Origin of the sequence: Dactylosporangium roseum (assembly GCF_025264685.1) — a bacterium.
Classification (GTDB): domain Bacteria; phylum Actinomycetota; class Actinomycetes; order Mycobacteriales; family Micromonosporaceae; genus Dactylosporangium; species Dactylosporangium roseum.
Window position 1 is genome coordinate 7,950,867 of record NZ_CP073721.1, and the last position, 21,881, is coordinate 7,972,747.

Sequence of the window (21,881 nt, forward strand, 5' to 3'; positions counted from 1 at the left end):
CGAACTGCTCGGCCTCGGACACCGCATCGGCGCCTCCACGATCCGCCGGATCCTCACCAGACTTCGTGCGGCAGCGGGCGCGGTCGATCCGCGCCCGCGTCAGCGCAGCCAGACGGTGCCGCCGACGGTGACCTCGCCGACGTGCCGGGGAGTGGCGTAGACACCGGCCCGGTTCCGATTCGCGCTCCTGACCGCCGCGAACAGTCCCAGATTGTCGTCGGCGCCGGAACCCGGTGCGAGATCGAGCACTTCACAGCGGGTCGTGTGCCGATCGACCCGCAGGATCGCGGCGTCGTTGCCGTCGCCGAGGCGTAGCTCTCGCCCGAGCCACTGCCGCTCCGGCCATGAGCGGCCGGGATCGGTCTCGATGACGACATTCGGCCGGAAGCGCTGCCAGGCCGGATCGCCGGCGCCCGCGAGGTCGGCCACCGCCCGCATCGTGGCGGTGGAGATGACGCTCACCGGCATCGCATCGTGTGTACCGCTCCACAGTCGGACGAGCATGAGCGGCTCGCCGAGCGCATCGGTTGCGAACTCGGCGAAGGCGGCGCGGGCCGCGAGATCCTTGGGGTCGATGAGCCAGTCGCGGTCAGGCGTGGCGATCCGCAGTGCTGTGGACGTCGGGACCGTACTGGCCGTCCATCGCAGGATTCTTGGGAACTGCCGCGACGAGACCCACGGCAGCCCCGACGGGTCCCCGGTCCGCAGCAGTGCGAACCCGCGGTCGTTGCTGACCCCGTGCCAGCCGATCCGAGAGCTGTCGAGGGCCTCACCGCCCGCGGCCTTCAACGGATACCGGGCGATGTGGCTCACCCGCCCGAGCGGCTTCCAGTCACCGCTCATGCGTAACCTCCTCTTTCCGGATGGCCGTCGGGCCGGTGTCGGTCATCTTCAGTGCGACGAGGAAGTTCTTCCAGGCCGCGTTGGTGCGCCGGGTGTCGTGCAGGCGCCGCGTGTGCTCATGGCCGTGCCCGCCGACGCCGGTGCCCGGGTCAACGGGCAGCGCGCTTCGCTCAGCCGGGGTCAGGCCGGCGCCGTATTGCGTGAGATGTGTGTTGATCAGGCCGACGTGAGCGCCGGAGCCGCCGCAGAAGGACCGGTAGAGGGCCCGCGCCGCCTCGCCGGCGGCGAGCAGGTTACGCGACGATCTGAGCCGCGACGCCACCTCGTCCGTCGGCGCGACCGACATCGTGGCCGCATCGCTGTATCCGGCCGCGGCACTGAGCGCGTCGATGACTGACGGCGTGGTCATGTACGTGTGCAGCAGGCGCCGCTCGTCGCCGTCGAGCTCGGGCACGAATCCCTGTACGTACCGCTCGTAATGCTCGTCCGCCGTTCCGAGCAGGAAGTCCGTCCCGGCCATGTCCACGATGTAGGCCGCATTCGGCCCGCCGTAGAGCTTGCCCGCGATGCGCGTTTTCGGCAGCCAGACGCGCATCTCGTTGAACTGCGCCGGCGTCTGACCGGGCAGTCCGTCGGGGCCGCGGTTGAAGTCGCGGAATTGCTGTTGTGCCTGATCGAGCACCGCCGCTGCGGCCAGGAGCAGGCGGGATGCGACGGACGAGCCGCCCGTCCGGACGTCGCCGGCGCAGACCGGCGCCAGGAGGCCGTGCACCGCCTGTCGCATGATGGTCTGTGACACCACGGCTGTCATGAAGAACCGCTCGTACGCGGAGCCCGTGAAGGTGAACTGGACGGGCGGAACGTTGGTCAGCCAGTACCCCTTGTGACTCAGCGCGGGACGGCCCCCTGGATCGGCCAGTCCGACAAGGACCTTGTCGAGCTTGGGCAGGCGGGTGAGGATCGCCCCAGGCGGGAACCCCAGCGGCTGAGCCAGGCGCTCGGCGGCCAGCACCACCATGCCACATCCACGCCGGAGAAGGTCCGCGTCGTCGGGGCCGACCGTGCCGGCGATCGATGCGACGGCATCGACAATCGGTGTGACCGTGCTGAGCCAGACGCCCAGAGCGATCCGCCCGTCCCGGCATGCGCAGTTGAGCAGGGGAAAGTCTTTCATCATAAATCGGGTAAACGTGGTCATCGCCTCGGCCGGCGACATCTTCGTGTGTACCATCTGAACGCCCCCCTTCTGGCCGTGTCTCCGTTGTATTCCTGGTGCGGAGAAGCGGGAGTGCGCCCGTGATGTCGCCGCTGTGAAGGGAGCCTTGGGCCGGTCCGTGACGCATCACATGTCTTTCACTAACGCTTCCTTCGCCGGCTCGTAAAGTTGTGGCATCAACTCGGTCAAGGTCTTGGGAGTGAGGTCCAAGCGTTCGTGATCAGGATCTGCACGTCGGAGCCGTCCGTGCCGCACGCCGACGGCAACATGCGGCCGGTCAAGGAAACCGCCGGTGTGCTGCTGCGCATCCTGTTGCTTGCTCCCGGCCCGCGCGTCCCCGTCGACGGCGCCGCCGCGGTGATGCGCATCGCGAAGGCCGGCTTCGGGCAGTACGTGGCGCAACTTCGGCATGCGCTCGGTAACGACGAACTGGTCGACCGGTCGGGCGGCGTGGTGCAGTACACCGGCGACCGCACGCAGAGCGACGCGGCGATCATCGAGCGGAAGCACGACGAGATTCTCAAGGCCATCGACGGTGACGAGGTGATCACCGCCGCACTGGCGGCGCGTATCCTGCCGACCCTGCTGGAGATCCGTGGGCTGTACGTTGGCAATCCCGCGATGGGCCTGTCCGGCTTCCAACTGGCCGACGTGCCGCCTGACTGTCAGCAATGGGCGATCGAACTCGACGACGTCACATCCGACTGGATGCAGCGGTGGAGCTCCGTCCAACTGATGCTCGCCGACTGCCTCATGTTGACCAGTCCCGGCAGGACCACGGGCCGAAGCCTGCTCAAGGAGCTGCTGAAGATCGCGCGTAACCCAGACCCCGCCGAGGAGGTCTTCCCACGGCTGTTGAAGGCGGCCGGCATGTCGGGCGACGTCCGCCAGCACCGCAATGCCTGGGATCTCACCCAGCGCTTCTACGAGCACGAGCAGATGGAGTTCCCGCCCGAGCTCGAGGAACTCGCGCCGACGGTGCAGAAGATAGCGAACACGCCGTGGGCACCGCACCGGGCGCGTCCACTGCAGCACCCGCTCGAGTACGGTTCCGGAACCGACGACGCGATCCACGACATCGCCCGGCTCCTTGGCATCACCTCCGTGCTGAAGCTTCGGGGCGCCGAGGTCGAGCCGGCGGAATGCATCGAGCGAACGACCCGCCGGCTGTATTTCTCCGGAGTTCTCGCATCGAAGTGGGTTTGTGACGCAGGCGTTCGTAGCGACTTCGAGCGGCTGCTGACGAGGCTGGACTCCGCGGAGGGCGACGGGAGTGACGTTCGCTTCCTCATCATCGACCCCGATGGCGACGCCTACAACCAGCTCTACCAACTGCGCGGCGGACGGTTGAGCAAGGAGTCGGTTCCGCTGCTGCAGGAGCTCGCCGTGCGGCACCGGTCGTTTCGAGTGCGCGTCGTCAATGCGCTGCCGGCATTCCGCATCGTTGTCATCGACGATGACTTCGTCACCTTCTCGCCGTACGCGATCGAGGGCGAGCGCTACGCCACCAGCAAGCTCGGCTGGGAAGCCCCGCATGTCATGCTTGATCCGCTGGCACCCTACCCGCTGGCCGATGCCTTCCGACTGTACTTCGAGGAGCGCTGGGCCAGCGCAAACGATCTGGACCTGTCGCGGAACCTTCCAAGGAGATCCACACGATGAGCAGCCCTTACGGCATTGTGCTCGGAAGGTTTCAGCCGCTGCACCTGGGTCATGTCGAATACCTGGAAGCGGCCAAGCGCGAATGCGAGCGGTTGTTCATCGGTGTGACGAATCCGGACGCGTCCCGGGCGACCATTTCCGAGGCGGACGCCAAGCGGTCCCTGGCCGAGAACAACCCGTTCTCCTATATCGACCGGCATTTGATGATCGAGCGGGCGCTGCTCGCCCTCGGATGGCCCGCTGAGTCCTTCTGCGTCATGGCGGCGCCGATCACGGATCCGGCGCGGCTGGCGGCATACCTGCCATCGCCAGATCGCTCCGAATGCTTCGTGACAATCTACGACGAATGGGGCGAGCAGAAGGCGCGTGAGATTGCGGCCCTGGGGTATCGCGTGACCACGCTGTGGAGACGCACGCACGACGAGCGGTTCACCTCGGGCACCTTCATCCGGACCGCCATCCGGCAAAACAAACCTTGGGAGCACCTGGTGCCCGCAGGCGTGGCGAGCTACATCATCGACAACGGGCTGATCGAGGCGCACAAGGCAAAATGATGATCGATCTTGGTACAGAGATTGCCGATCCGGACCGATACGGCTGGAAGGCACACTATCTGAGCCTGCTCGCGAAGGAGGGCTACACCGTCCCCGAGGCATGGGCGCTCGCGCCCGACCAGGCCGTCGACATGGACGAGCTAGATCTTGACCTGCCGTATGCGGTCCGCAGCTCCGGTCTTGCCGAGGACGCCCAGTCGGGCTCCTACGCCGGCCACTTCAGCACTCATCTCGACGTCCGCGGCGCCGGCAACGTTCGGTCCGCCATCGACGCGGTCCGCGCCAGTGCGGCGGGCGAGATGCGGATGGGGGTGGTCGTCCAGCGGATGGTCGAGTCCCCGGTACTCTCCGGTGTTGGCTTCTCCTGCCATCCACTGACGCTCGACCGTCACACCGCGACCGTGTCGTACGTCCGCGGCCTCGGCGGCGGCCTTGTCAGCGGCACGCAGGCGGGACACGACGTCGAGGTGCGCATGCCCGACGGTGTCGTTGTGGCCGGCGAGTGGCCTGTGGCCACGGAAGCGCTGGGGCGGATCACGGACGCGCTCGTCCACCTCGACGACCTCCTCGGTCAGCCGGTCGACATTGAGTGGTGTCTCACCCGATCGGGCGAACTCGTTCTGCTCCAACTGCGCCCCGTGGTGCTCCCCGAGCCGATGGTCCAGGACCTCGATTCGCCAGAGGCGTTCGCGGGCCTGCCGAGCATGATTGCCGCGCACAGCAAGCTGGCCCTGCGAGCAGACGCCATCCGCCTGGGCGTGCCGATGTCGACGGCGCGGGCAGTGCTGGCCACGTGCCACCGAGACTTGCCGACCCTGCCCCCGTTGGCTGCCGGCGACCGGTCCGCCGGACGAAGCGTCGTGCTGTTACACCCCACACACCTCGAAGGAAAGGTCGTCCGCGAGTTCGCCCAGGACTGCTCGACCGACGTCGAATTCTTCGTCCGAGGGTGTCAGCGTTACGCCATTCGCCAGTACCCACACCAGGCCGGGTCCGCTCGGTCGGTCGCGCATACGCTGCACCGGGGTCTCGAGCGCGGAGCCATCGCCTGCGTAATCGAGCAGGAAATCCTTCACGCCTACGCGACGGGCATCATCCGCGGGATGGCGGGCACATATCTGGTCGAGGTTGCCCTTGGCCACTTCGTGCCCAAAGGCAACGTGGCGACCTCGACCTTCGTGCTGTCCCACGACCTGCGGATCACGCACCACTCATATGCGCGGCAGAGCAAGGCCTACCACTTCATCAACGGACACGTCGTCGTCGAGAGCCCGCCCTACGAGCCACTGGAGATGGCCGACGCGGACCTGCGGCGACTCGTCCAGGTATTACGGCCGGTTCTCGCCGCACGACCGGGCGCGGCGCTGGAATTCGGGCTCCTCGGCCAGCCCGGGAGCCTGCAGCCGTACATGATCGATGTCGCCGACGGAGACCGGGACGCCGACCCGATGTCCACCGCCGATGTCGCCCGGGGCGTCGTCTCCAGCGGATTGGCCGCCGGGCCGGTCATCGATCTTCGCGAGTCGAGGACGCGTGACGACCTCAACACACACCTGTACGACGCGGCCATCGAGGGAGCCGCGTCGACGCTGAACCCGTCGATCTACATCGCCCGGCAAGCGTCCGTGGACCTGCTGCCCATCGTCCGTGCCTGCCATCCGGCGAGCGGTTTCATCTTCGAGCAGGCCTCGGTGCTGGCCCATCTGCCGGTGATCCTCCGCGAGCGGGGGGTGGCCGCGATTACCATGTCCGAGTCGTCGATCGATGCGCTCGTACGGCGCGGCGGCCCGCTGGCCATCGACACCGGCGAGCGGCAGATGGTGATGCCCCTGGAAGAGTCCAGCGCATGAGACTCGTGACGTCGTACATCAACCCCGATCTGGACGGAGTGGCCTCCGGCATCATCTACGCCACCTACCTGGCCGACCGGCGCGCGGTGGCGGCCTTCGCGGGCAGCCTGAACGCGGAGACGACCGGCGTGCTCGCGCACTTGAGCATCGCCGACGATCTCGAACTCGACCGGCCCGGGGCGGCGGACAACGACGGCGTCGTGCTCATCGACTGCCATCATCCCGCGCAGATACCGCACATCCCGGACCGAAGTGGCGTGGTCCTGATCATCGATCATCACCCCGACGGCGACGCGGCCGCGTTCCCGAATGCGCTCGTACAGAACGAGGCGGTTGGTGCGGCGGCGACGCTGGTCGCGGAGCGCGTGGCGGCCGCGGGGTCGGACGGCAGCCTGTCCCGGCTGGCGAGCGCGCATGCCGCCCTGCTCGCATGCGCGATCGCCTCCAACACACTCGATTTCTCGGCCCCGTCGACGACGGACCGCGACCGGCGGATGTTCGCCGCCCTCGCGGCGTTGGCCGACCCCGATGCAGCGCTCGACGCCCTGCTCAGCCGCATGCGTGAGTGGCGCCAGTCGTTCCTGTCCGCGCCGACCACGGAGGCGGTCCACCAGGACGTAAAGATCGTTGAGGGTCGGTTCGGCCCGATCGCCGTGGCCCAGTTGGAGGGAGACGGGGCGAGCCGCCTGCTGGCCCGCCCGGACCTGCGGCAGGCGGTGGAAGGCCTGGCCGACCGGCCGGCGGTGCAGTACGTCCTGCTGAGCTTGGTGGACACCGCGGCCGGCACGACGACGCTGATCACGCCGGACCCGCTGGTGCGGCAGGCGCTCATGGCGCTCTCGCCTGAGTCGGTCGATGACATTACGCTACGTCTACCCTTCATCGCCCTGCGCAAGACCCATGTGATCCCGGCCCTCACCGCTGGATACAGGCCGACGTCCTCCTACCCCGGCCGAATCTCGGGATGATCCACCAGACAGGCCCTAGCTGACCCGGCGCTGGACGCGCCACAGGCCGACCGCCGCGAGCAGCGCGCTGAACCCGAGATACAACCCCAGCTCGATCCATTGGAAGGGCCAGAACCGCTGGTTGGGCTGGTAGGCCAGGTCGACGTGGAGGTCGAGTTTCCCGAGACATGCCGCAGTGTCACCGAAGGTACCGGTAGCGCCGGTCTTCGGGGCGTTGTCGAGACATTCGTTGAAGGCGGCGTCGGAGAGTTGGCGGCCGTCAGACGTCAGGAACTTGCTGGTGTCGGTGACCCAGGCGTCCGGTATTTGGAGCCCTCCGACGACCGGCCCGCCGGTGATGCTGCCCAGCGACCTGGCTTGGTTGATGGTGTCGGCACTCATCGCTACGGTGACCCGCTCGGCGGGCATGTAGTGCGGTCGAAGCAGGTTCGGTATGGCGAACTGCACCACGACCACCGCCAGGAACACCAACGCCATCGCCGGCAGGGTGCGCCGTATCAGCAGCCCGGTTATGGCCCCGAAGGTGAAGCCGAAGGCGGCATACCCGATGGGCACGACACCGCGTGCGCCGAACAGGATCGCGCTGAACCGGTCGTCGGCCACCTGGTCGACCGGGCCCGCCGCCCACGTCAACAGTGCGCTGAGCGTACCGGCAACGGCCATGCTGGCAAGGCCGAGCACCGTCAGCTTGACCGCGAGCCAGTGGCGGCGGGACACACTCTGGTTCCACACCAGTCGATGGGTGCCGGTCTCCAGCTCCCGGGCGATGAGCGGCGCACCCCAGAACGCACCGACGAGCGCGGGTACCAGCCCGAAACCGGTGGCAAGGAACAGCATCGTCTGCCCGTACTGACTCTGGAGCTGGGATGGGTCGCGCACGGCACGGATGTCCCCACCGAGCTGAATCAGGTACGTGGCGGCCAGGACCAACAGGATCGCGCCGACGAGCGCCTGGACCCGGAACTGCCGCAAGCTCATCCGGATCATCGCGCCACCGCCGCACTCCCGCGGGACACGGCACCCGTTACGGCGGCCCGCGACATGTAGGCGAGGACCAACTCCTCCAGTGCGACCGGCTCAGCGCCCGGTACCGCTGCGTGGCCCCGGGCCAGGGCGCGACCGTGCTCCGCCCAGATGACCTCGACCCCAGCGATCCTGGCCGGATCGCCGGCGATCCTGTGGTGCGAGGCGAGCAGTTCCCGTACCGGACCGGCGACCTGGATGCGCGAGTCGCAGAGTACGACGAGGTAGTCACAGACCTGCTCTACATCGCTCAACAGGTGTGAGGAGAGCACGGCACTGGCCCCCAACTCACCGACGAACTCCACGAGACTGTGCATGAAGCCCCTGCGCGCCAAGGGGTCGAGCGCGGCGGCGGGCTCGTCGAAGATGAGCAGCTCGGGTCGCTTCGCGGCGGCGATGGTCATCGCGAGCTGCGCGCGTTGGCCGCCGGACAGCCGGCCCGCCTTCTGCGCGGGGTCCAGGCCGACCTCCGCGATCCGCCGGTTAGCCAGCGCCGGGTCCCAGGAGGAGTTCAGCCACGCACCCATCTTCAGGTGGTCGGCGACGCTGAACGAGGCGTACACCGGGGTGTCCTGGGCAACAAAGCCGACCCGGGCCAGGTGGTCCGCGTTGGCTGCCGGTCTGGACCCGAGGACGGACAACGTGCCCGAGGTGGGCCTGATCAGGCCGCAGGCCAGTTGCAGCAGTGTGGACTTGCCGGCGCCGTTCGGGCCGACCAGCCCGACGACATGCCCGCGCGGGATCATGAGATCGCAGTTGGTCAGTGCCGCGCGGCGGCCGTACCGTTTGGTGAGCCGCTCGGCGTGCAGGACGTGGGGTGTTTCCATGGGATTATCCTGCGAACGGCGGGCCGGGCCGGCATCGGTCCGAAGCAGGGGCCGGTCCGCGGACGACCCTACTTTTGGCCGGTTCGCGCGGGCCGGTGATCTTCTAGCGTCCTCGGCATGGACACGACACACCGAACCGTGACGAACGTCGTGCTGGGGCTGGTCTTCGTCGTGGGGCTCGGGCTCACGGCGTATCTGATCGCGGGTAGCTGGGGCAGCCTCTATTGGCTGTTCGACTGCGTGGCCGGGGTGGTGGCGGGGGTGCTCGCGCTGCTGCGTGGGCCGCGGCGGACCTGGCCGGCGGCGAGCGGGCTCGCGGTCGCCGCGGTGGCCGCCGTCGTGGCCCGGGTCGCCGACCTGCCGCAGGAACCGGGACCGGTCACCGCTCTGGCGCTGGCCGTACTCGTCGGCGCGGGAGTCCGGACGCTGCCGGGACCGCAGGCCGCGGCCATCGCGGCGGGCGGATTCACGGTGGTGGTCGGTACCTGGTTGACCGCGCTTCCGGACGCGATGGGCTTCACCGCGGTGACCGTCCTGAACACGGTCACCTGGCTGGTCGCCGTGGCACTTGGAATCACCCTGCGCGCGGTCGGGCGGGCCTCGTAACGTGACCAGGGTGAACATCTGGGACCGGCTGCTCAGGGTCGCGGCCACGGTGGGACTCGCCGTGGCCTTCCTCGCCGCGATCGGCATTCAGGCCGTGGCGTTCGCGCAGACGTGGGGCGCCCGATACTGGCTCGTGGGCGGTGCGGCCGCCGTCGTGGTCTGTGTGCTGGCACTGGTACGGCGGCGGCAGCGGGTGTTGGCGGCAGTCGCCGGTCTCGTGATCGCTGGACTGGCCATCGCGGCGGCCCGGGTGTTCCACCTCCCGACCGAGCCGGGACCGGCCATGGCGCTAGCGCTCGCCGTACTCGTCGGGTCGGCGGTGCGCGCGCTACCGCCCGTACCGGCTGGTGTGCTTGCCGCCGGATGGCTTGCGGTGCTGTGCGGCGCCTTTCTCGCCGCCCGGCCGCACTCCTCGGGCGCCTCGGGGGTCTGGGTGATAAACGTCGCGGCCTGGCTCGGCGCGGTCGGGGTCGGATTGGCGCTGCGCCTGCTGGACGACCGGGCGGCGGCCACCGCCGAGAAGGTACGCCGGGAGGAGCGGCTGGAGCTGGCCCGGGAACTGCACGACGCGGTGGCCCACCACATCACCGGCATGTTGATCCAGGCACAGGCCGCTCAGCTCGTCGCGCGCAAGAACCCGGAGCAGGTGGCCGAGTCGTTGACCGGAATCGAGGGCGCCTGCGCCGAGGCGCTGCGCGCGATGCGCCGCGTGGTCGGGCTGCTACGCGACACCGAGGACGTACCGCCCGCCTCGACCGGGCCGGAACAGCTCGACGTACTCGTCGAACGTTTCAACCGGCAAGGCCCGCCGGTGCGCCTACAGGTACCCGACGATAACGTGGCGTGGCCGCCGGAGGTGACCAGCACCGTCTACCGGATCGTCCGGGAGGCGCTCACGAACGTGGCCCGTCACGCGCCGCACGCCCACGGCGTCACCGTCACCGTCGACCAGAATCCTTCCGCCGTCACGGTCGAGGTGGCCGACGACGCGCCACCGGGTCCCGCCCGCGCCTCCTACCGCGGCGGGTACGGCCTGATCGGCATGCGTGAACGCGTCGAGACTCTCGGCGGCACGCTCCACGCCGGTCGCCGTCCCCGCGCCGGCTGGTCGGTCCTGGCCACCCTGCCGATTCAGGATGGACGGTCGCGATGACCATCCGCGTGCTGCTCGCCGACGACCAGGCGATGATCCGTAGTGGCCTGCGGCTCATCCTCGAAGACCAGCCGGACATCAGTGTCGTCGCCGAGGCGTCCGACGGTGTCGATGCGATCGCCCAGGCCCGCCAACTGCGCCCCGACGTCTGCCTGGTGGACATCCGCATGCCCCGGCTGGACGGCATCGAGGTGACCCGGGCACTCGCCGGGCCTGGCGTATCCCATCCGATGCGGGTCATCGTGGTCACCACGTTCGACCTCGATGAGTACGTATACGGAGCGCTGCGCGGCGGTGCGGCCGGTTTCATCCTCAAGGACGCCGGCCCCGCCCTGCTCGTCGAGGCGGTGCGCGCCGCCCACAACGGCGACGCGCTCGTCTCCCCGTCTGTCACGGTACGACTTCTGCGCCACCTGGCCACGCCGGCAGCAGAGCCCGACAAGTCGCTACCGTCGTTGTCGGAACGCGAAATCGAGGTGGTACGGGAGATCGCACGCGGCCGGACCAACCTAGAGATCGGCGCCGAGCTGTTCATCGCCCTGAGCACGGTCAAAAGCCACGTCTCGACCATCCAGACCAAGCTCCGCCTACGCAACCGCACCGAGATCGCCGTCTGGGCCTGGGAGAACCGGATCATCGAAACCGCCTGAACCGCCAGCGCCGGTCGGCCCGAAGGTGGAAGCCGACCTGACCGCCATGACGATAATGCGATCAAGGCAGTGCCGTCTGTGTATCGAATCGGTGACCTACCGTACATCTTGGAGAGCGGCGGTGATCGTGCGATGATCCGTCTTTTCGCGAGCCGGGAAGATCTGTTGCGGTGTCGCTTCGGTATTTCCCCGCTGTGGGAGACAGTTTCGGCTCTGCGGCTCGTGCTCGGACGCACCACCCTGCCCAGCAGCGCCGTCGTGGCTGGGTGGGGAGATGGGCTGGTGTCGTCCGTCCTTGGCGATATTGATGTCGAACTGTTGAAGCCGTTGTTTCCCCGCCAGGGTTACGTTCCGGACTTCCTCACTCCGCCGCCGCAGGCGCTGGAGGTCGACATCGAGCATGAGCTACAACGGGTTGCTCGAGTGCCCGATGAACGGTTTGCCGCCGAGGTCGACCGTGCGGCACGCCAGAGCGGCACGTGCGGCAAAGATCTGATCAGGAATCTCGGCACGCGACGCAGTCCGCAGGAGCAGGTGGTCCATCTGCTGCGTTCCTGTTGGCGGCGGCTGCTGGAGGCACGCTGGTTGGATATCCGCGAATTGCTCCTGGCCGACGTTTCCTACCGCAGCCGGCGCTTAGCACAAGGCGGCCTCGCCCTGTTGTTTGAGGACCTGCACGCGGACGTGTCGTGGCGTGATGGCGAGGTCCACGTTCGGCACCCGTCTTCGGACACGCGATCCTTGGCCGGCTCGGGATTGTTACTCATGCCGAGCCTCTACAACAGCCCGAAAGTGTCCGTGTACGTCGACGAGCCTTGGCAGTCCACCATCATCTACCCCGTGCGCGGCGCGGGCGCCTTGAAGAGGGCGGTCGCCGGCCCTGCCTTGGGGCGGCTGGTCGGCGCGGCACGGGCGAATGTGCTGCGGCAGGTGGCGGCACCGAAGACGACCACGGGTATCGCCGAGGTGCTCGCGCTCAGCTCGGCGACCGTGTCATTTCACCTACGGGCGCTGCTTGAGGCCGGGCTTGTGGAAAGGGAGCGGGTCGGGCGCCTGGTGCTGTACACGCAGACGCCTCTGGGTGCGGCACTCGTGAACGCCTCCGATTTGAACCACGTCGAAAGCTCGCCCTAGCGTGTCGTGGCTGCGACGGTGTGCGCATGCCATGGGCGCGGACACGGCCGCCGGCACACGACCCAGTTGTCGCCAGCGGCCCCTCTTGTAAGAGCACCAGATCCATCCGCCGCGGCGTCACGGCATACCGGATTCTGCTGGTGGCCGTTTTCTGCAACTTCGTAGCGATTGGCTCTCTGGTGCCGGCCATACCCCGCTACGTAGCTCAAACCATCGGCGGGCCGGAGGCGGTCGGTTTCGTCGTGGGCGCGTTCGGAGCCGCCGCACTGCTCGGTCGTCTGCTTCTGACGGCTACCACCCTACCGTGGTCATCGCGCGCCAGTGTCGTGGGTGGATCGGCGCTGCTGCTCATGTCCAGCTTGATCCTGCTGGTGCGCCCGGCCGCGGGACTGACCGTGGCCTCGCGGGTTCTCGCCGGGTTAGGCGACGCGCTGTTTCTCACCGCGGCGTTTGCCGCGATGTATGGCCTGCTGGCGGCACGGGACGCTACGCGAGCCGTCACGCATATGACAATGACGATCTATCTCGGACTGATCGCGGGTCCGCTCCTGCAAGAGCCGCTGTACCGGTCCGGCGGGTTCCAGATGGTATTTGCCTTCAGCGTCGCCGGATCGGCCGCCGCTCTGGCCGCATGCGCGATCCTGCCGGGTCGACGCACCGATGAGACACACACGCCCCAATTGCGGCCCGACGGCACCGCAGAGCGACCCAGCGGCCGACGCCAGAGCGCCTACGCGGCCGCGCTGACGCTCGTCATCTCATCCGGGGCCGCCGCATTCGCCACTGTCCTGCCACTCCAGACCGCTGCGAGCGGGAGCGATGTCGCTGTGGAGTACGCCGTCGTGGCGAGCACCACCCTCGTGCTCCGCCTGGTCGCCTCCGGGCGAGTTGGTCGGCTACCCGTCAGGGCTCTCATCGTTGCGTCCGCCGCGACAACAAGTGCCGGTCTTGTAGTGATCGCCTTCGGCGCGGGTCTCGCTCGGCTCGCGGGTTGTGCTCTGCTCGGGACCGGACAGGCGTTTGTCTTTCCGATTCTGCTGGATACGGCGGTACGCGGGAGCCCCGCACACCGCCGGACGCGGGTGATCGCGCTGCTCACAGGTGCCTACGACGCCGCGTTCATCTTGGGTCCCGTCCTCGGCGGGCTGATCGTGGCCGCCAAGGGCGTGCCTACAGCGTTGATCGTCATGGCGGGCGTCGTTGCCGTTGGCGCCTGCCTCACCCCCGCCTTGGCTCCGAACATCCGCCCCACCGTCAAGGAGACATGACATGGAACGACTTCTCGAACACTATGCCGCGGTCCTGCTCGACGTTGCTCTGCCGCTGCGCGCCGGCCAGGACCTCGCGATAAACGCCCAGCGGGAGCACGCCCCGCTGGTACACGCCTTGGCCGACGCGGCTTATCGCCGCGGCGCTCACTACGTCGATGTGTGGTACTGGGAGCCGCACACAAAACGGGCGAGGATCGAGCACGCCGCCGAGGACACGCTCGCCTGGACCCCACCGTGGCTCGATGTCAGGTATGAGGAGCTCGCCGCGAACGCCGGCGCTCTGATCAACATCGTCGGCGATCCCGAACCCGATCTACTGACCGGGTTGCCGCCCCGCAGAGCAGGCCTTGACCAGATGCCGGCACTCGGTAGTCGTTTCCGCGTCCAGTCCCGCGGGCAGGTTTCCTGGACGTTCGCCTGCTATCCCAACGAGGCATGGGCTCGCCGGGTATACGGCACGCCAGACCTGGAGCGCATGTGGCGCGACATCGCGGCGATGATACGCCTCGATCAGCCCGATCCCGCGGCTGCCTGGCAGGACCATTTGGCTCGGCTACGGGACCGTGCCGCGCGCCTGACCGAACACCGATTTGACCGGATACGCTTCCGCGGCCCTGGAACCGATATCGAGTTGGGGCTTATCGCGGGTGCGTCTTGGGAGATCAGTGAGCTGCTGGGTCCAAGGGGTGAGCCCAACGTGCTCAACCTGCCGACCGAGGAGGTGTATACCACCCCCCATAGGGCACGGGTGAACGGCGTTGTCTCCAGCAGTATGCCCCTCGCGCTCCGCGGTGTGGTCGTCGAGGATCTGCGGCTCTCCGTCAAGGACGGCAAGATCGTAGCGGTGGACGCAGCGCAGGGCAGCGACGCGGTCCGCGCTCAGCTCGAACACGACCAGGGTGCCGCCTACTTCGGTGAGGTGGCGCTTGTCGACGGGTCCTCTCCAGTTCGCAAGGCCGGCGTGTGCTTCTACGAGACGCTGTTGGACGAGAACGCCGCCTCGCACCTCGCCTGGGGCGGCGGCATCCCGTCCGTCCTACCCGACTGGCGCGACCTGGACGACGCGGAACTGAGCCGGATCGGGGTCAACCAGAGCAGCGTGCACACCGATTTCATGGTCGGCGGCCCCGACGTGGAGGTCTTCGGCATTCGGGAAGACGGGTCGGGCACCGCGATCATGGCAGGTGAGGATTGGTTGCTCGCGTCGTGAAGGCAGTCGACCTGAACGCTCGTCCGGCACAGTGGCTGCAGGAGCCTCCGGCGATGGCGCAGGCCCTACACGACGGAAGCGTCATCTGGGAGGACGTGGACGACAACGGCGACTCCTGGCTGCTGCGATCCACCACGGCAGGCCGCACCGACGACGTGCTGTCCGGTATCCGGCCGGGCAGCAACCTGTACGGGTACGGCGGCGGCGCGTGGCTTATGAAGGGTCGACAGATCGTCTACGTCGACAAGGCCACGCAGCAACTGTTCGCAAGCCGACCCGACGGAGTGACGACGGCGCTGACCAGGGCCGCACCGCCAGGCTCCGTCCACCTCGGTGACCTGGCGTGCGGACACCCCGGCCGCGCCGAGGTGATGGCAGTCCGCCACCTTCCGGCCAGCGGTCGCTCTCAGATCATCTCCGTTGACACCACAGGGCGTGGCGAGACCATCCTGGTCGACCGCGAGGCCTGCCTGGCATGGCCGACGGCGTCACCAGACGGCCACCGTCTCGCCTGGGTGGAGTGGCTACCTCCCGACATGCCCTGGGACCGATCCCGGCTGATGATCCTGGACACCCGCGACGGCATCATGCGCTCGGTACTTGCCGAAGAGGAAGCCGTCAGCGATCCGCTCTGGAGCCGGGAGCACGGACTCACCGCCACAACTGACAGGACCGGCTGGTGGCTACGATGGTCCGTCCCATTCGACGGCACTGATCCACACCCGCTCATCGTCGCCCGCACCGACATGGCCATGCCAAGGTGGTCCGCTGGACAGCGCTCTGCCGCCACCGTCGACGGTGGCACAGCCGTCGTGCACGGCGCGAGCACAAGCAGGCTCGGACTCATCGCATCCGGCGCCGGTAACCTCACCCCGCTCGGGCCGTCCAACCTGATCTGGCAGCCATACCTACATGCTTCCGGCCGCTATCTTGCCGGCATCGCCGGATCCGAGGAATCCGGCTGGGACGTCGCCGTCCTCGACCTACGTAGCGCTCGGCTCCGCATGGTGGGGCGACGGGCACCGCAAACCGCCCTGCCGGCCGCCGAAGTGCATCGTTTTCACTCCGACGGCCGATCCGTCGAGTGCATCCTCAACACACCCAACGGGCACGGCCCGTTCCCTGCCGTAGTCTTCGCGCACTCCGGGCCCACCGCACATGCTCAGGTCGTCCGCGACCGGGAGGTTGACGCCCTGCTCACCCACGGCATCGCTGTCATCCGCGTGAATTACACCGGCTCAAGCGGCTATGGGAGAGATTTCAGGCATGCGCTGTACGGGCAATGGGGGCGGGCCGACGTGCAGGACTGCATCCGCGCCGTGGACCATCTCGCGAGACTGGGCCGAGTGGACGGGCAGCACGTAGCCATCCGCGGAAAAAGTGCCGGCGGATGGACCGCCATGCACGCCGCCGCCACAGATCGCTTCCGCGCTGCGGTCGCCTACTACGGCGTCAGCGACGCGCACCTGCTCTCCACGACCACGCACCCTTTCGAACGCGGATACGTGCGCCGCCTGGCCTTTGACGGCAAGGACCATTGGTTCGCCAGCCCGCTACAAACGGTAGACGCAGTGAAATGCCCGGTACTGCTGGTACAGGGTGACGAGGATCAAGTCGTACCAATCGAACAGGCTCAGATGTACGCACAGGCCCTATGGCGCCGCCAGCGCGACTGCCGTCTTCTGATCCTGCCGGGCGAGGGGCACGGCATACGGGCCCACGCCGCCCGGGAACTCGCCATACAGGCCGAAACGGATCTCTACCAGAGAATGCTACTGCAATCCTGATCTGCGGCCTTGCCAGGGCGTTGAACGCGACGCTCCCCGTGCCGTGGTTCAGCACGGGGAGCGCCGTGGAGTTGGTGCGGTTAGAGGTTAGTGATTAGTAGCGGGTGCTGACGGTGACGCCCGAGCAGGCGGTCTTGCCGTACAGGCTGATGTAGTTGTAGCCGGCGGGCGGGTTGGTGATGGTCAGGGTCTCGGCGTTGGTGGTGCCGGTGGACGACCGGGTGTAGCTGCTGGTCGTCGCCCAGCTCGACGAGTTGTAGTACAGGTCGCAGTTGCCGGTGCCACCGCTGACGGTGATGGTCAGGCTGGTCACCCCGGACGGCAGGTAGGCGTACAGGTAGTCGTAGTTGCCAGCCGTGGCGGAGCGGTTGGAGCGCTGGCAGTTGCGGCCGAGCGTGCGGGCGTCGGAGCCGGTGCACTCCGGCAGCGTGGTGCCGCCGCCGGTGGAGACCGAGATCGACCGGCTGGTCGTGGCGGTGGCGCCCTGGTTGTCGGTGACCTTCAGGGTGACCGTGTAGGTGCCGGCCGTGCTGTAGGTCTTGCTCGGGTTGGTGGCGGTGGAGGTGGTGCCGTCGCCGAAGCTCCACTGGCGGGACGCGATGCTGCCGTCGCTGTCGGTGGACAGGTCGGTGAAGCTGGCGGTGAGCCCGGTCGCCGAGACGTTGAACGACGCGGTCGGCGGCTGGTTGGTCGGTGGGGTGGTTGTACCGCCGCAGTCACCGGTCGAGCAGCGGGTCAGCCACGCGTAGAAGTCCGAGTCGTACCGGCTGCCGATGGTGTTGGTCAGGTACGTGCGGGCGGTGGTGAACGCCCCGGTCCGGTAGTAGCCCAGCACGGTCATCATGTCGGAGCGGTGCGACTGGAGCATGTACCGCACGGCCAGGTAGCCCCAGTTGTAGATCCGGGTCTGGTCGTGGCTGTACGTGGTGTCGAACAATGTCCGCAACGTGTACGTGTGGTAGCCGGCCTGCGTCTGCGCACTGGTGTAGGCCACGTTGCGGTACGAGTACGAGATGTACTCGGCGAAGCCCTCGATCCACCAGATGGTCGGCGTGGTGATGTTCGCGTTGAAGTCGCCGTACATGTTGTAACGGCCGTCGAGGTAGTGCGTGTACTCGTGGTTGAGGTTCCAGATCTGGAAGGTCGGGCGCACCCACTCGGCCTCGTAGGCGATGAACCGCGCCTGGTTGTTCGGGTCCGACGGGTTGCCCTCCAGGTACATACCGCCGTTGTTGGTGTCGATGCCGTAGATCGCACCGGCGTAGGTCTGGTAGTCGGTGCTGGAGTCGAACACCACGACCTCGATGTCCGTGTTCACGTCACCGGAGACCGGGCCGGGGTCGGACACCACGCTGTGGAAGTACGCGTCCTGCGACAGCAGGCTGCTGCAGGACGAGCTGAGCTCCGAGGAGGTCATGCTCTGCGCGATAATCTTGATGGACGAGCTGCAGGTGTAGTTGATCGGCAGCACCGAGCTGGTAAGCCGGGCGGAGAGGTTGCAGGTGTTGTAGTAGCTGCAGTTCGCCGCGTCGTAGTACTGCGTCATCTCGGCCACGCCGACCCACAGCGGTGCGGTCCGGCCGGTCATGCTGCTGCTGTTGAGCAGCCCGAGCACCTGCGGCCGGACGGTGGACTGCAGCGCCGTCTCCTGGAGGAACCGGCCCAGCTCCCGACCCGCGTTCGAGGTCAGGTAGCCGTTGTCGGTGCCGAGCAGGTCGAGGTGGCTCTGGGCGAAGTTGTACAGGTTGTTCAGCACGGTCCGGTCGGACTGCACCGCGGTGACGAACGCGGGGACCTGGTGGCCCCGGAACAGCACGGTGTAGACGTTGTTGATCGCGTTGAGCATGTACCACGACGTGTTGTAGGACGTGTTGTAGTTCGTCAGCAGGCGGTTGACGACGTACAGGTAGCGGGCGTTCTCCTGGGCGCTGTCGATCAGCGTGACCGCCTCGGCGAGGGTCTCACCGTTGGCGTCGGTGACGTCCCAGGCGTGCGAGCTGGCGAAGAACGCGTCCAGGCCCGACCGGATGGCCGTCTGCAGCGACGCCCCGTAGGTACCCACCGAGGTGTCGTACCACTGCACGTAGTAGCCGGCACGTAGGTACAGCACCAGTTGCGGCATGCCCGTGCTGGAGTTGCCGGGGTAGCTCGACGAACCGTCACGCACCGCATAGGCGACGGAGGTCATCTGCGCCTCGCGGAAGGCGTTGTAAGCGTCGCTGCCGGAGAGGCTGAACAGGCTGTTGATGCAGTCGATCGAGGACGCCTTGATCTGACTCACCAGCGCCGATCCGCTACGGCTGGTGAAATCCGCGGCGCTACAGGTAGCCGCCGCCGCGAGGGACGTGCGGTCGGACGGGCGGGCCCGACGCGCGTTGTTGTCCTTCAGGTCGTAGTCGGTCCGGGTGGCGGTCTTCGACGACGGTTGCGGCGCGCGGCGGTTGGCCGGCTGCGCCTGCTTCGAGACGTGTTCGTCGCTGGTGGCCGGGTCGGCCGCGGTGGGCGGGGCCTGCGTGCTGTGGGGCGCGGCGGCCGCCCCGCCGGAGGGTACGGCCGGACCGGCGGCGGCCGGCACCGCCGCCAGCCCGCTCGCGAGAGCGAGCAGCAGCGCCGCGCCGGACAACCGGGCCATTCTTCGGCGGATCTGACTTGTGGTCACGCGATCTCCTTGGGGGTTTCGGCGAGCCGAAGGACGGACCAGCTCTCATGGTTACGGCCTTCTATGCACGGCTCGGCGGTGGACGCTAGCCACCACTGAAGATCGGCGACAAGAGATCCATATGGGAGGGTCAGGTTCGGCCGTGCCGAAGCTTTCTGCAGCCTTTACCGGTGGCTTGTCGGTACCGGCGCGGGGCAGGGGTCTGGGCGAGGGGGTTGTTTGCGCAGTTCAAGGGAGTTGTGACGACTACGCATCGTGCTTGCCCGCCGGCATCGGGGCCGTTGCGGGCGGCCTCGGTCCGGACGTCGTGCGTGAAGACCCCGGCCTGCAGACCGAACCGGGACCGGTCGACCGCGACGACGGCGACGACCGGACCGAAGACCTCGTCCGCTCAGACCTTCGCGTCCAAGGCCGCGCCGGCGAGAGCCGTTGGGGCGTAGGTCGTGCCGCCGCGCTGGCCGCCGGCGAGGACCTTCGCGCCGCCGGTCACCGCCTCCTCGACCCAGCGCTCGATCCGTTACGCCGCAGGGAGATCGTCGGTGGCCTCGTCGGCCGGGTCGCCGGTCCGCAGCGCCTGCACGTGTGCGACGAGGCGCGCGACCAGGCCGTCCTAGACCGCGCGGTCGGCGTAGACGCGCTGAACCGAGACGCAGGACCGGCCGGCCTGGTAGCTGGCAAGCGTGGGGGCGTTGCGGCCACTGCCCGCGGCGTTGTCCGCAGGCGACAGCGCATCGTCGTTCTTCGTTTCTATGGCAACCTGATCCAGTCGCAGATCGCCGCAAATCGCAGTACACGCGTCTCATCTGCTGCGCGGCGTCTCGAACCTGTCAAGCCGACCACGTCAGGGAGTCTTGGCGACGGTCAGCAGCGCGGCGGCGTCTTCGACGGCTTCCAGGCTGTGCCGGGCGGGCGGCACGATGAGCAGGTCCCCGGTTCTGCCCTCCCACGAAGTGTCGCCGCTGTGCAGCCGTACCCGCCCGCGCAGCACCAGCAGCGTCGCCTCGCCGGGATTTTCGTGCTCGGCCAGGGACGTGCCGGCGCGCAGTGCGATGAGGGTCTGGCGCAGGGCGTGTTCGTGTCCGCCGTAGAGGGTCTCGGCACTGCGGCCGGTATTGGATGCGGTCGCACGCTCCAGATGCTCGCGCACCCGGGCGTCAAGGGAGAGCTTCTGCATGGCACGGGCCTTCCGTTTCTGTCAGCAGTTCTGTCGATAGCGGACGCGAACGCGGCCACCGCCCGGACACTTCAGCCGGCCAGCGCCGGGGCTCGGCGCCACTGCTCGGAGCCGAACACCTCGTAGCGGATCCGCTCGTCGGGGACGCCCCGGCGACGCAGACCCGCGCGGACTGCCCGCATGTACGGGACCGGGCCACACAGGTACACCTCGGCACCGGGGCGGACCGGGATGTCGTCCACGTCGACCAGGCCAGTGAACGCGTCCGGGGCCGGCTGCTCGTACCAGACGAGAGAGTCGAAGGAGTGCAGCCGCGCGCCGCTGGCGTGCATGTGGACACGGAGCGGGTGCCGGTCGAGGCTACGGTCGGCGTGGACGGCGGTGACGTGCCGGGCCGGCTGGGTGCGAGCCACGTGGTCCAGGATGGCGGCCATCGGAGTGACACCGACCCCGGCGCTGACCAGCAGGAGCGGCGTGTCGCCGGCGGTCAAGGCAAGGTCGCCGTACGGCTGGCTCAACCGCAGCCGGTCGCCGGGGCTCGTGTGGTCGTGCAGGTAGCCGGAGACCACCCCGTCCGGCGCCCCGCCGGTGCCGCGCACGCGCCGCACGGTGATGCGCAAGGTCTGGCCGTCGGCGGCCTGCGACAGGGAGTACTGGCGGAGCTGGCGCGTGCCGTCGGGCAGCTCGGCGGCGACGGTGACGTACTGCCCCGGCAGGAACCCGGGGGCCGGGCGGCCATCGGCCGGTGTGAGGACGAGCGAGACGGTGTCGTGCGCCTCGGCGGTCTTGCTGTCGATGACGTACTCGCGCCAGGGGTTCTCGCCGTCCGTTCCGGCCTCGGCGTAGATGCGCGTCTCGCGGCCGATCAGCCGGGTGGCGAACAGCCAGTAGACCTCGTCCCAGGCGGCGGCGACCTGCGGGGTCACGGCGTCGCCGAGCACCGCGCCGACCGCTCCGAGCAGGTATCGACCGACCATGATGTACTGCTCGGGGCGGATGCCCAGCGCACAGTGCCGGTGCGCGATCCGGTTCACCAGGTGCTCAAACTGCACCGCGTCCGGACCCGCGCCGACCAGGTGTGCCGCGAAGGCCGCCACCGCGCCGGCCAGCGCCTGCCGCTGCTGACCGGTGGCCTGCGCGCTGCGGCTGAACAGGTTGAGCAGGTCCGGATTCTCGCCCAGCATCGTGTCGTAGAAGACGTCCGAGATGGCGTCGAGGTGGTCGCCGACGACCGGAAGGGTCGCCTCAACGACCGGGAAGTTCGTGGCTGACAGCATGGTTGTCCTCCGGATGA

18 protein-coding genes are annotated in these 21,881 nt (G+C 68.1%); 11 read left to right on the forward strand and 7 right to left on the reverse strand.

What is annotated here, in order from left to right:
• Positions 1-99: 99 nt before the first annotated feature.
• Positions 100-843, reverse strand: a complete 744-nt coding sequence (locus Drose_RS37405; RefSeq protein WP_260725909.1) for an MOSC domain-containing protein — start codon at positions 841-843, stop codon at positions 100-102.
• The gene (locus tag Drose_RS37410) at positions 833-2,074 is read right to left on the reverse strand and encodes a hypothetical protein (RefSeq protein ID WP_260725910.1); all 1,242 of its coding nucleotides are present in this window, start codon (positions 2,072-2,074) and stop codon (positions 833-835) included. Before Drose_RS37410 ends, Drose_RS37405 begins: the two co-directional genes overlap by 11 nt.
• A gap of 231 nt (positions 2,075-2,305) precedes the next feature.
• Here Drose_RS37410 and Drose_RS37415 point away from each other — a divergent pair, with 231 nt between their 5' ends.
• The 4 genes from Drose_RS37415 to Drose_RS37430 all read left to right on the forward strand — a co-directional run bounded on the left by Drose_RS37415 (position 2,306) and on the right by Drose_RS37430 (position 7,093).
• Positions 2,306-3,721, forward strand: coding sequence for a hypothetical protein (locus Drose_RS37415; protein ID WP_260725911.1), 1,416 nt, complete (start codon positions 2,306-2,308; stop codon positions 3,719-3,721).
• Positions 3,718-4,275, forward strand: coding sequence for an adenylyltransferase/cytidyltransferase family protein (locus tag Drose_RS37420; protein WP_260725912.1), 558 nt, complete (start codon positions 3,718-3,720; stop codon positions 4,273-4,275). The genes Drose_RS37415 and Drose_RS37420 overlap by 4 nt, the downstream gene beginning before the upstream one ends.
• A 131-nt stretch (positions 4,276-4,406) precedes the next feature.
• Positions 4,407-6,125, forward strand: a complete 1,719-nt coding sequence (locus Drose_RS37425; protein WP_260729950.1) for a PEP/pyruvate-binding domain-containing protein — start codon at positions 4,407-4,409, stop codon at positions 6,123-6,125.
• Positions 6,122-7,093 (forward strand): DHH family phosphoesterase, encoded by a 972-nt coding sequence (locus Drose_RS37430; RefSeq protein WP_260725913.1) that lies wholly within the window; start codon positions 6,122-6,124, stop codon positions 7,091-7,093. The genes Drose_RS37425 and Drose_RS37430 overlap by 4 nt, the downstream gene beginning before the upstream one ends.
• 15 nt (positions 7,094-7,108) lie before the next feature.
• Here Drose_RS37430 and Drose_RS37435 read toward each other — a convergent pair whose 3' ends face one another.
• Both Drose_RS37435 and Drose_RS37440 read right to left on the reverse strand, forming a co-directional pair.
• Positions 7,109-8,080, reverse strand: coding sequence for an ABC transporter permease subunit (locus Drose_RS37435; protein ID WP_260725914.1), 972 nt, complete (start codon positions 8,078-8,080; stop codon positions 7,109-7,111).
• Complete coding sequence (locus Drose_RS37440; protein WP_260725915.1) at positions 8,077-8,943, reverse strand: ABC transporter ATP-binding protein; 867 nt, start codon at positions 8,941-8,943, stop codon at positions 8,077-8,079. The genes Drose_RS37435 and Drose_RS37440 overlap by 4 nt, the downstream gene beginning before the upstream one ends.
• 117 nt (positions 8,944-9,060) lie before the next feature.
• Between Drose_RS37440 and Drose_RS37445 the strand changes: the two genes are divergently transcribed.
• The 7 genes from Drose_RS37445 to Drose_RS37475 all read left to right on the forward strand — a co-directional run bounded on the left by Drose_RS37445 (position 9,061) and on the right by Drose_RS37475 (position 16,754).
• Positions 9,061-9,549 carry a hypothetical protein gene (locus Drose_RS37445; RefSeq protein WP_260725916.1) on the forward strand — a complete coding sequence of 163 codons (489 nt, stop codon included), beginning with the start codon at positions 9,061-9,063 and terminating at the stop codon, positions 9,547-9,549.
• A gap of 10 nt (positions 9,550-9,559) precedes the next feature.
• Positions 9,560-10,702, forward strand: coding sequence for a sensor histidine kinase (locus Drose_RS37450; protein WP_260725917.1), 1,143 nt, complete (start codon positions 9,560-9,562; stop codon positions 10,700-10,702).
• The gene (locus Drose_RS37455) at positions 10,699-11,352 is read left to right on the forward strand and encodes a response regulator (protein WP_260725918.1); all 654 of its coding nucleotides are present in this window, start codon (positions 10,699-10,701) and stop codon (positions 11,350-11,352) included. The genes Drose_RS37450 and Drose_RS37455 overlap by 4 nt, the downstream gene beginning before the upstream one ends.
• Positions 11,353-11,484: 132 nt before the next feature.
• A complete protein-coding gene (locus tag Drose_RS37460; protein ID WP_260725919.1) occupies positions 11,485-12,486 on the forward strand; it encodes a helix-turn-helix domain-containing protein in 1,002 nt (333 codons plus the stop codon).
• A 140-nt stretch (positions 12,487-12,626) separates the two neighbouring features.
• A complete protein-coding gene (locus tag Drose_RS37465; RefSeq protein ID WP_260725920.1) occupies positions 12,627-13,754 on the forward strand; it encodes an MFS transporter in 1,128 nt (375 codons plus the stop codon).
• Position 13,755: 1 nt separating this feature from the next.
• Positions 13,756-14,967, forward strand: coding sequence for an aminopeptidase (locus Drose_RS37470; RefSeq protein WP_260725921.1), 1,212 nt, complete (start codon positions 13,756-13,758; stop codon positions 14,965-14,967).
• A complete protein-coding gene (locus tag Drose_RS37475) occupies positions 14,964-16,754 on the forward strand; it encodes a S9 family peptidase (protein WP_260725922.1) in 1,791 nt (596 codons plus the stop codon). The genes Drose_RS37470 and Drose_RS37475 overlap by 4 nt, the downstream gene beginning before the upstream one ends.
• A gap of 94 nt (positions 16,755-16,848) precedes the next feature.
• Here Drose_RS37475 and Drose_RS37480 read toward each other — a convergent pair whose 3' ends face one another.
• The 3 genes from Drose_RS37480 to Drose_RS37490 all read right to left on the reverse strand — a co-directional run bounded on the left by Drose_RS37480 (position 16,849) and on the right by Drose_RS37490 (position 21,864).
• Positions 16,849-19,413, reverse strand: a complete 2,565-nt coding sequence (locus Drose_RS37480; RefSeq protein WP_260725923.1) for a collagenase — start codon at positions 19,411-19,413, stop codon at positions 16,849-16,851.
• An 841-nt stretch (positions 19,414-20,254) separates the two neighbouring features.
• Positions 20,255-20,587, reverse strand: coding sequence for a cupin domain-containing protein (locus tag Drose_RS37485; RefSeq protein WP_260725924.1), 333 nt, complete (start codon positions 20,585-20,587; stop codon positions 20,255-20,257).
• A gap of 71 nt (positions 20,588-20,658) precedes the next feature.
• Positions 20,659-21,864, reverse strand: a complete 1,206-nt coding sequence (locus tag Drose_RS37490) for a globin domain-containing protein (protein ID WP_260725925.1) — start codon at positions 21,862-21,864, stop codon at positions 20,659-20,661.
• Between the last annotated feature and the right edge of the window lie 17 nt (positions 21,865-21,881).

What these genes read in the sequence shown, in the direction of transcription:
- Drose_RS37405 (WP_260725909.1), bottom strand. Translation starts at nt 843, where the DNA reads ATGAGCGGTGACTGGAAGCCGCTCGGGCGGGTGAGCCACATCGCCCGG.
- Drose_RS37410 (WP_260725910.1), bottom strand. Translation starts at nt 2,074, where the DNA reads ATGGTACACACGAAGATGTCGCCGGCCGAGGCGATGACCACGTTTACC.
- Drose_RS37420 (WP_260725912.1), top strand. Translation starts at nt 3,718, where the DNA reads ATGAGCAGCCCTTACGGCATTGTGCTCGGAAGGTTTCAGCCGCTGCAC.
- Drose_RS37425 (WP_260729950.1), top strand. Translation starts at nt 4,407, where the DNA reads ATGGACGAGCTAGATCTTGACCTGCCGTATGCGGTCCGCAGCTCCGGT.
- Drose_RS37430 (WP_260725913.1), top strand. Translation starts at nt 6,122, where the DNA reads ATGAGACTCGTGACGTCGTACATCAACCCCGATCTGGACGGAGTGGCC.
- Drose_RS37435 (WP_260725914.1), bottom strand. Translation starts at nt 8,080, where the DNA reads ATGATCCGGATGAGCTTGCGGCAGTTCCGGGTCCAGGCGCTCGTCGGC.
- Drose_RS37440 (WP_260725915.1), bottom strand. Translation starts at nt 8,943, where the DNA reads ATGGAAACACCCCACGTCCTGCACGCCGAGCGGCTCACCAAACGGTAC.
- Drose_RS37445 (WP_260725916.1), top strand. Translation starts at nt 9,061, where the DNA reads ATGGACACGACACACCGAACCGTGACGAACGTCGTGCTGGGGCTGGTC.
- Drose_RS37455 (WP_260725918.1), top strand. Translation starts at nt 10,699, where the DNA reads ATGACCATCCGCGTGCTGCTCGCCGACGACCAGGCGATGATCCGTAGT.
- Drose_RS37460 (WP_260725919.1), top strand. Translation starts at nt 11,485, where the DNA reads ATGATCCGTCTTTTCGCGAGCCGGGAAGATCTGTTGCGGTGTCGCTTC.
- Drose_RS37470 (WP_260725921.1), top strand. Translation starts at nt 13,756, where the DNA reads ATGGAACGACTTCTCGAACACTATGCCGCGGTCCTGCTCGACGTTGCT.
- Drose_RS37485 (WP_260725924.1), bottom strand. Translation starts at nt 20,587, where the DNA reads ATGCAGAAGCTCTCCCTTGACGCCCGGGTGCGCGAGCATCTGGAGCGT.
- Drose_RS37490 (WP_260725925.1), bottom strand. Translation starts at nt 21,864, where the DNA reads ATGCTGTCAGCCACGAACTTCCCGGTCGTTGAGGCGACCCTTCCGGTC.